Annotated in this window: 5 protein-coding genes; 1 reads left to right on the top strand and 4 read right to left on the bottom strand. The window is 68.8% G+C overall.

Annotation, left to right across the window (positions count from 1 at the left end; all coding sequences use genetic code 11):
• Positions 1–171: 171 nt before the first annotated feature.
• The 3 genes from ACLJPX_RS15940 to ACLJPX_RS15930 all read right to left on the bottom strand — a co-directional run bounded on the left by ACLJPX_RS15940 (position 172) and on the right by ACLJPX_RS15930 (position 3,849).
• Positions 172–2,157, bottom strand: a complete 1,986-nt coding sequence (locus ACLJPX_RS15940; protein WP_410600731.1) for a M6 family metalloprotease domain-containing protein — start codon at positions 2,155–2,157, stop codon at positions 172–174.
• Between the two features lie 192 nt (positions 2,158–2,349).
• Positions 2,350–3,216, bottom strand: a complete 867-nt coding sequence (gene prmC / locus ACLJPX_RS15935; RefSeq protein ID WP_101610254.1) for a peptide chain release factor N(5)-glutamine methyltransferase — start codon at positions 3,214–3,216, stop codon at positions 2,350–2,352.
• Between the two features lie 84 nt (positions 3,217–3,300).
• Entirely contained in the window at positions 3,301–3,849 is a 549-nt protein-coding gene (locus ACLJPX_RS15930) for an HD domain-containing protein (protein WP_410600730.1), read from the bottom strand.
• Positions 3,850–3,965: 116 nt separating this feature from the next.
• On the opposite strand from ACLJPX_RS15930, the gene ACLJPX_RS15925 reads away from it, so the two are divergent.
• On the top strand, positions 3,966–5,399 hold the full coding sequence (locus ACLJPX_RS15925) for a hypothetical protein (RefSeq protein ID WP_410600729.1): 1,434 nt from the start codon (positions 3,966–3,968) through the stop codon (positions 5,397–5,399).
• 3 nt (positions 5,400–5,402) lie between these two features.
• Here ACLJPX_RS15925 and ACLJPX_RS15920 read toward each other — a convergent pair whose 3' ends face one another.
• Positions 5,403–7,154, bottom strand: coding sequence for an arabinofuranosyltransferase (locus tag ACLJPX_RS15920; RefSeq protein WP_410600728.1), 1,752 nt, complete (start codon positions 7,152–7,154; stop codon positions 5,403–5,405).
• Positions 7,155–7,291: the final 137 nt, after the last annotated feature.

The following is a 7,291-nucleotide window of genomic DNA, read 5'->3' as shown; positions in this document are numbered from 1 at the left end:
GGACCTTGAGGATCTCGGGCAATCTCCTACCTCCGGTCGGGCGGGCGGTTCCGTGGTGCCGCCACCGGATGTCGGCCGCCCGGTGCCCGCCGTTACGCGCGGCCCCGGGACACGCCTCGTGAGTGGTAAGGACGGTTCTAACCGTCCTCACCACTCACGAGCCGAGCTGGGTCAGAAGGCGAAAGCGGCGCAGAACGACGTCGCCGTCTTGGCCGGGTCGGCGATCGACGTCGCGGTCAGCTTGATCTGCGCGACGTGGTCACCGCCCGCGGCCCGTTTGGCGTGCGCCGTCGCCGACGACCGCCCGCCGAACGGGACGGTGGACAGCTCGTTCGGCAGCCGGACCTCCCAGCCCTTCGCCGTGGTGGACGCGCTCAGGCGGTAGGTGTCGGTGTTGTACGGCGCCGCCGCACCCTTCGCGTTGCCCGTGTTGAGCACGGGGAACGAGCAGCTCGCGAGTCCCTGCTTGGCGAACGCCGGGATCGACGGCCACAGCGAGACGCCCCTGGCCTGCGAGCCCGCGCCGTCGAGCGAAGCCACCGTGACGACGTAGGACAGCACGCCCTTGCGGTCGCGCTCGACGTCCGAGACCAGGAACTTCAGCCGGTTCGCCTCGTCGGTGTACTCGTACTTGCTCGCCGAGCCGGTGCCCGCCTTGAAGGCGGCGTCGTTGAGCTGGCGGTAGTCGCCGATGGGGATCGGGACCGGGGTGCCGTCCGGCTTCTTGTAGTCGGTCATCCCGATGTCGGCCGGATGCGCGTCGACGATCCATTCGAACGGCGCGTTGTCCTGGTTCTTCGTCTTCGCGATGATGACGCCGGAATCGGGGGCGAAGGAATCGCTGCCCATCCGGTCGACGACCTCGACGGTGTAATTGTCGTAGCCGCCGCCGTCGCAGAACGGATCCTTCGAACGATCGCATTTCGGCGAAAGGTCCCCGCCGGTCAGCGCGATGTTGATCCCGCTGTAGGCGCCCTGTCCCGGCAGGACCGAACGCGCCGTGATCCGCGTCGAGACCGGGCCGGTCTTGGCGAGCTGCTTCCGGTCCAGTTTGAGCACGTCTTCGGGGTCGATGATGTCGAGCTTCATCTTGGTGCGCAGCATGTGGTGCGACCCCATCGAGCCGCCCTGCGTCGCCGGGATCTGCCAGCGGGTGTGCGGTCCTCCGGGGCCGTTGAAGCTGCCGCGCGACATCATCTCCCACGGGCCGGTGTAGGTCCTGGACGGCGGAGTGCCGAACGGGTTGTTGTAGTTGTCTCCGATGCCGAGAATGTGGCTCAGTTCGTGCGCGTAAACCGCCTGACCGGAGCTTTCCGCCTGGGTCGAGGAGCCGGTGACCGCGTTCGGCCAGATGCTCGCCGCGGATTTCCACGACGTCCACGGGACATAGCGGGTGGACGCGGCGTTCGGCATTCCGGCGACGCCGGGACCGAATTCGTCGGGCACGTTCTCGCGATCGCCGAATTTCATCACGCCGAATTCCTGCCAGGTCGCGCTCTCGTCCTGGCCCGCGGAAAGATAGAAGATGAAGTCGAACTGCTTGGAGACGTCACCCACGTCCGCCCGCCAGGCGGCGCCCGCGTCGGCGCGCAGGTCGCGCTTGCAGTTCGCGCCCGGCGGACACGCGTCGGGCTGGAACTCCATGCCGTACTCGAAGGACTTGCCCGGCAGGCGGTACGGCCCGAACGCGGTCAGGTCGACGCCCATCCTGCCGCCGGAGTCCTCCATCCAGTACTCGTTGATGGTGTGGCCCTGGTTCAGCGCCTGGGGCTTGTTGAGGAAGTCCTGGTAGAACTTCGCGACGTTCGCCCGCGGGATGTTGCTGGCGGCGGGGCCGGGGTTGCCGAACACCGTCGAATGCGTCGGCTGCGTGACGGCGAACTCCTGGTCCGGGTAGTCCGCGAGTACCACGGCGCCCTTGAACGTCCGCTTTGTCGGCTTCAGCGCGGGATCGGCCCAGTTGGTGCCAGGCGGCTTGCGGTAGTCGTCCCACGTCATGTGGTCCTGGTTCTCCCAGGTCGACCCGTCGATCGGGGCGGGCCAGCCCTTCGCGGGCGCCGCGGCGGACGCGGGCTGGGCGACCAGACCGGGCAACAGGGCGACGGTGGCGAGGACGGCGAGTGTTCTGAGTGGGGCTCGTCGGAGAGACGATCGCATCGGGGTACACCTCCCAGTCGGACCGCCGAGGAGGCGGCCGTGATCGACGGTAGGAGGTGGGCTTTGCCCTGGGCACCGCCGGAAGTCGTGAGTCCCGCTAACCATCCGCCGACGCCCGCATTCAGTCCTCTGGATGCGGTACTTGCGCAGGGCAATTACCGCATCCAGAGGACTGAACGCGAGAGAAGGGCGTCAGGAGACGCGCAGGGCGGTGACGAACCGGGGGCGGCCGGCGAGGTCGAGGTGACCCCGGACGTCGGTCAGCACCCGCCGCGCCCGCACCAGGGCCGGGACGGCGGAACCGTGGGTGTCGTCGTGCTCGATCGCCATCCCGCCGGTGGGCCGCAGCAGCCGCGCGGCTGCGGCGATCGCGTGCCGGATCACCGCCAGCCCGCTCTCCTCCGCGAACACCGCCCGCGCCGGGTCGTGTTCGGCGACCTCCGCGGGCACCGGGGTGCCTTCCGGGACGTACGGCGGGTTGCACAGGACCAGGTCGACGAGGCCGTCGAGCTCGGCGAACATCGTGCTGTCCGCGACGTCGCCGGAGTACAGCCGGATGGGCGTGTCCCCCGCGTCGGCGTGGACGTCGGCGTTGTGACGGGCCCAGGCGAGCGCCTGCGCGTCGATGTCGACGGCGTAGACGACGGCGTCCGGCCGCGCGTGCTGCACGGCCAGCGCCAGCGCGCCCGAGCCGGTGCACAGGTCGACCACCACCGGGTACTCACGCCCGTGCAGCAGCTTGAGGCCCCATTCCAGGAGCAGTTCGGTCTCCGGGCGCGGGACGAACACCCCGGCGCCGACGTTGACCGTGATGTCGCCGAGCGCGGCCCAGCCGGTGAGGTACTGCAGCGGGATCCGTTTGGCCCGCTGGTTCACCAGCTGGCCGATCGCGTCGATGACCGGCGGGTCCACCAGCGGCACCATCGGCAGGCGGCCGCGTTCGACGCCGAGGACATGCGAGGCGATCAGCTCCGCGTCCGAGCGCGGTGACGCCACACCGGCCTCGGTGAGAATGCGGGTCGCTTCCATGATGGCGAGGCGCAACGGCTGCCGGTTCACTGGTGTTCCTTCACAGAGTCAAGCCTGACACACGAGGCACGCGTGCCGGGGTCGATACACGCGGGCTCAGGGTATCGATTCCTTTCAGCGCACCCGCCACGAGAGCGATGACAACGTCAGCGCCGCCTCGGCCACCCGCCGCGCGAGGTCGGTCTGAAGGCTCTTCGTCGCCGAAGCGATCCACTCGTCGACGTTCCGCACGCCGACGTCGCGATACTCGACGGCTTGAAGCAGCATCTCGAGCTTGTCCGCGTCGCGCGCGTACAGCGCCTCCGGGCTCTTCGCGGCTTCGTACTCGTCGACAGCCTCGCGCACCGAGTCGCGCGCGACACCGGGCAGGGCCGACGTCTGCGCGGCGGTGATCGCCCGGGGGTCCGGCTTCTCGACGAAACCCTTGATCGTGTGCGGGAGGTCGCCGGTCCGCGTCTCCTGCGTGTCGTGCCACAGCGCGAGGTACGCCGCCCGCGCCGGGTCGGCGCCGCCTTCGGCCGCCAGCAGGCCCGCCAGCTGGGCGACCCGGGTGGTGTGCTCGGCGACCGATTCGGGGTCGCGGACCCCGGCCTGCCACCATCCGGCCCGGCGGATCCGCTTGAGCACACCCAGTTCGAACCCGAACCTGGCCAGGGCTTCCACGCTGCTCCCCTACTCGTCGACGATGAGGTGAACCGCCAGTGTCCCGCGCCGTTCCTCTCCGGCGCTTAGAGAGGGCACGAACTGATCACCCTTCGGAATCTTCTAAGGTGACCCGGGTGAAGATCCGGGAAATCCGACTGACCCTGGGCGTGTTTTTCGCCGCGCTCGGGGTGCTACTCGTCCGTTTCCTGGTTCCGCGCCCGATCGGGATGGCGGACAACGGCGACGGCTGGCGCATCCTCTGCCAGCTCGGCGCCCGCGAGCTCGACCGCCCGTCGGAGCACTTCGTCCGTTTTTCCTACGGCCCCGCCCCGGCCTGCAACAGCGAGTACATCTCCAGCCAGAGCTGGATCGACAAGATCGCCAGCGAGATCGGGCAGCTGCTCGGCTCGTCCGCGATCCTGAACCTGCTGGTCCTGGGCGTGCTGGGCTGCCTGCTGGTCGCGGGCGGGATCGCGGCGATCGTCGCGGGCCTGCGCCTTTCGGTCCGGGACAGCTTCATCGCCACGGCCGCGCTGCTGCTCGTCGCCGCGGACTCGGCCTTCTTCGGGTACTTCGCCTCCGTGCTGAGCGAGGGCGCCGCCTTCGTCGGGATGCTGCTGCTCGCCGGCGGGCTCCTGCTGATGCACCGCACCGGGCCGTGGCGCTACACCGGCGCGGCGGTCACCGTGCTCGGCGCGATGGTCGGGATCAACGCGAAGTCGCAGACGCTGCTGCTGATCCCGCTGTTCGCGCTCGCGCTGCTTTTCGTCCGGCCCGCGGGCAGCCGCGGCCTGGCCCGGTGGGCACTGCCGCTGGCCGTGCTCGCCGTCGTCGGCACGGGTACCGCGCTGGTGCAGGGCGCGGGCGACTCGGCCAACGCGGAATACCGCGAGGCGAACATGTACCACGTCGTGTTCAACGGGATCGTCGACGGGAAGCACGACACCACCGGCGACCTCGCCGCGCTGGGGCTCCCGCCGGAGTTCGCCCAGTACGTCGGCACGGGCTGGTGGAGCGCGAACGCGGCCTGGAAGTCCCCCGAGTACGCCAAGTACCGCGACAAGATCAGCCGCCGCAACGTCGCCCAGTACTACCTCGATCACCCGGTGCGCGTGGTCGAGATGCTGCACCGCTCCGCGCAGGAGACGCTGACCGCGCGGGTGCCGAACCTCGGCAGCTTCGGCGAGCACGCCGGGCAGCCGCCGCTCGCGAAGGAGTACCGGATCCCGGTCCTGTCCGGGATCACCGGCTGGATCGCCCCGCTGGGGCTGTTCGCCCTGCTGCCGATCTGGCTGCTCATCGGCTGGGCGGGGTTCCGGGCCTTCCGCAACCGCACCGGACGCCGCGACGTCGGCATCGTGGTGCTCATGTTCCTGCTCTTCGCGATGGGCCAGCTCCTGGTCTCCGGTCTCGCGGAAGGCATCGAGAACGTCAAGCACCAGCAGCTGACGATCTTCCCGACCCTGCTCGCCGCCGCCTTCGCCGCGCTCTCGTTCCTCCCGCGGCGCGAGGAAGAGACGGCGGCGATCGAAGACCGCGAGCCGGAGACGGCGTCTGTCTCCGGCTGACCTTCAGCCGCAGGTTTGTGCGTTCTCGGGGTTGCGGTCGTAGCGCAGTCGGCTTCGGCCGACTGAGTGGATGAGGTTCTCCCAGAATCGTTCGAAGGTCAGCGGCGCGCGGACGGAGTCGAGCATTTCCCTGTTGTGCGGGCAGCCTAGTGTGGTCCGGATCGCGTCGAGGTTGTCCTGCTTGTACTGGCCCCGCGCCGCCGCGGTCTCCGTCGTCTCCGTGGCGAGGTCGGCGATCTCCCAGTTGGCCCCGGCGAACTTGCTGTGCCCGATCCGCCGCCCCGCGATGACGGTGGTGTGTGCCGCCACCGGGTTGGCGAGCCCGATCGGGTCGTGCACCCACACGTCGAGCGGAAGCAACATGCCGGGGCCACCGATGTTGAAGTAGGTGAGCACGTCGCGGCCGTTCGCCGAGGGATACGCGACCCAGCCCGTCGACGGCGCGGACACGTGGATCGACGGGACCTGCCGCGCGGCCAGCTGCTTGCCCGCGTCGTCGGTCATCTCCACGAACAACCGGAAATCCCGCGCCAGGATCGGATACTCGGTTCCGCTGGCCTCGACGTAGGCGGCACGCTCGTCGGCGATGACCTCTTGCTCATCGATCGGCTCCTCGAGCCCGGCATACGGGGTTCGCAGCCAGCCACCGGCGACCACGGCCCAGACCGCGACAGCGACGACCGGGACGAACGTCAGCTTGGTGACCCTCACCGCCATCACCGGAAGCAGCAAACAGAACGTCGCCGGAAGCAACATCCTCCCGTGCATGAAATCCCCACCGACCCGGACGACATACGCCGCCAACAGGACGGCACCCACCAGCGGCACGGCCACCAGCACCACCACCCGGTGGTTCAGCGACCTCCGCCACATCAACGCGAACCCCGCGAGCAGACACGCGGCGACCGGAATCCATAGAAGGTACGGATCGGTGAAATCGCCGAAATAAGTCCATCCGCTGTCCCACAGCGCCTCGGAGGCTTCCTTCACCAGCGCCGTGTTCGGGGTGATCAAACCGTAGTAACCCATCCGGAACACCTGATACGACACCGGAAGCACAGCCGCGGCGGCGACCGGAACCAGCGCGTGGCGCCAACCCCGCCAAGGGAGCACCAGCAAACCGGCCATGGCGACCAGACTGAACAAAGCAAGGTCCGGGCGCACGAGCGGACCCAGCCCGATGACCACCGCGGCCGACCACACCGGACCGAACGGCCGCCCGATAGCGCGCCGCACGAGCAGCCACCAGGTCCCGCCGAGCCACAGGCTGATCAGCCCGGTCTCCAGACCGGAGGTCGCGAAGTCACGAAATGGCGGCAACGCCAAGACGACCAGCGCACCCGCCGGAAACACGAAAGTGGACGCCGCCGGCCCAGCCAGCCGCCGCGCACCATCGAGTGCCAGGAACAGACCACCCGCCGAGAACACCAGTCCGACGATCACGGCGATCCACTCGAGGCTGACGCCTGGGATCCAGCCGACCAGCACGAGCACCGCCGTCCACAGCGTGCTGGTGTTCGCCTCGACCCGCTCACCGACGTTGAAGACCGGACCATTGCCCGCCAGGATCTGCCGGACCGTCCGCAGCACGATCAGCCCATCATCACTCATCCAGCGCCGCTGCCAGGCAAGGAGCACAAACCCCAGGACAGTGGCCCCGATGGCGACCCAGTTCCACGCGCGGACGCGGCCGCGAGCACGGATTTCGCCGGGTCTGCCCGATACGGCCTCGGATTCCACAGTACTCGTGCTCAATTCATTCTCCAGGCAAGTGAAAGACGACAATCACCCAGAGTTCTGCGACGAGACAACACTGTCCGTGACTGGGCAAGACCCGTAAAACGATCTTGCGTCACTCTATCGTGTATCCGAAAAAGACCGGCGCCGGGCAG

Source organism: Amycolatopsis sp. lyj-90, assembly GCF_046549035.1.
Classification (GTDB): Bacteria; Actinomycetota; Actinomycetes; order Mycobacteriales; family Pseudonocardiaceae; genus Amycolatopsis.
Note: the sequence above shows the minus strand (reverse complement) of the source record. Positions and strands in the feature narration are given on the sequence as shown.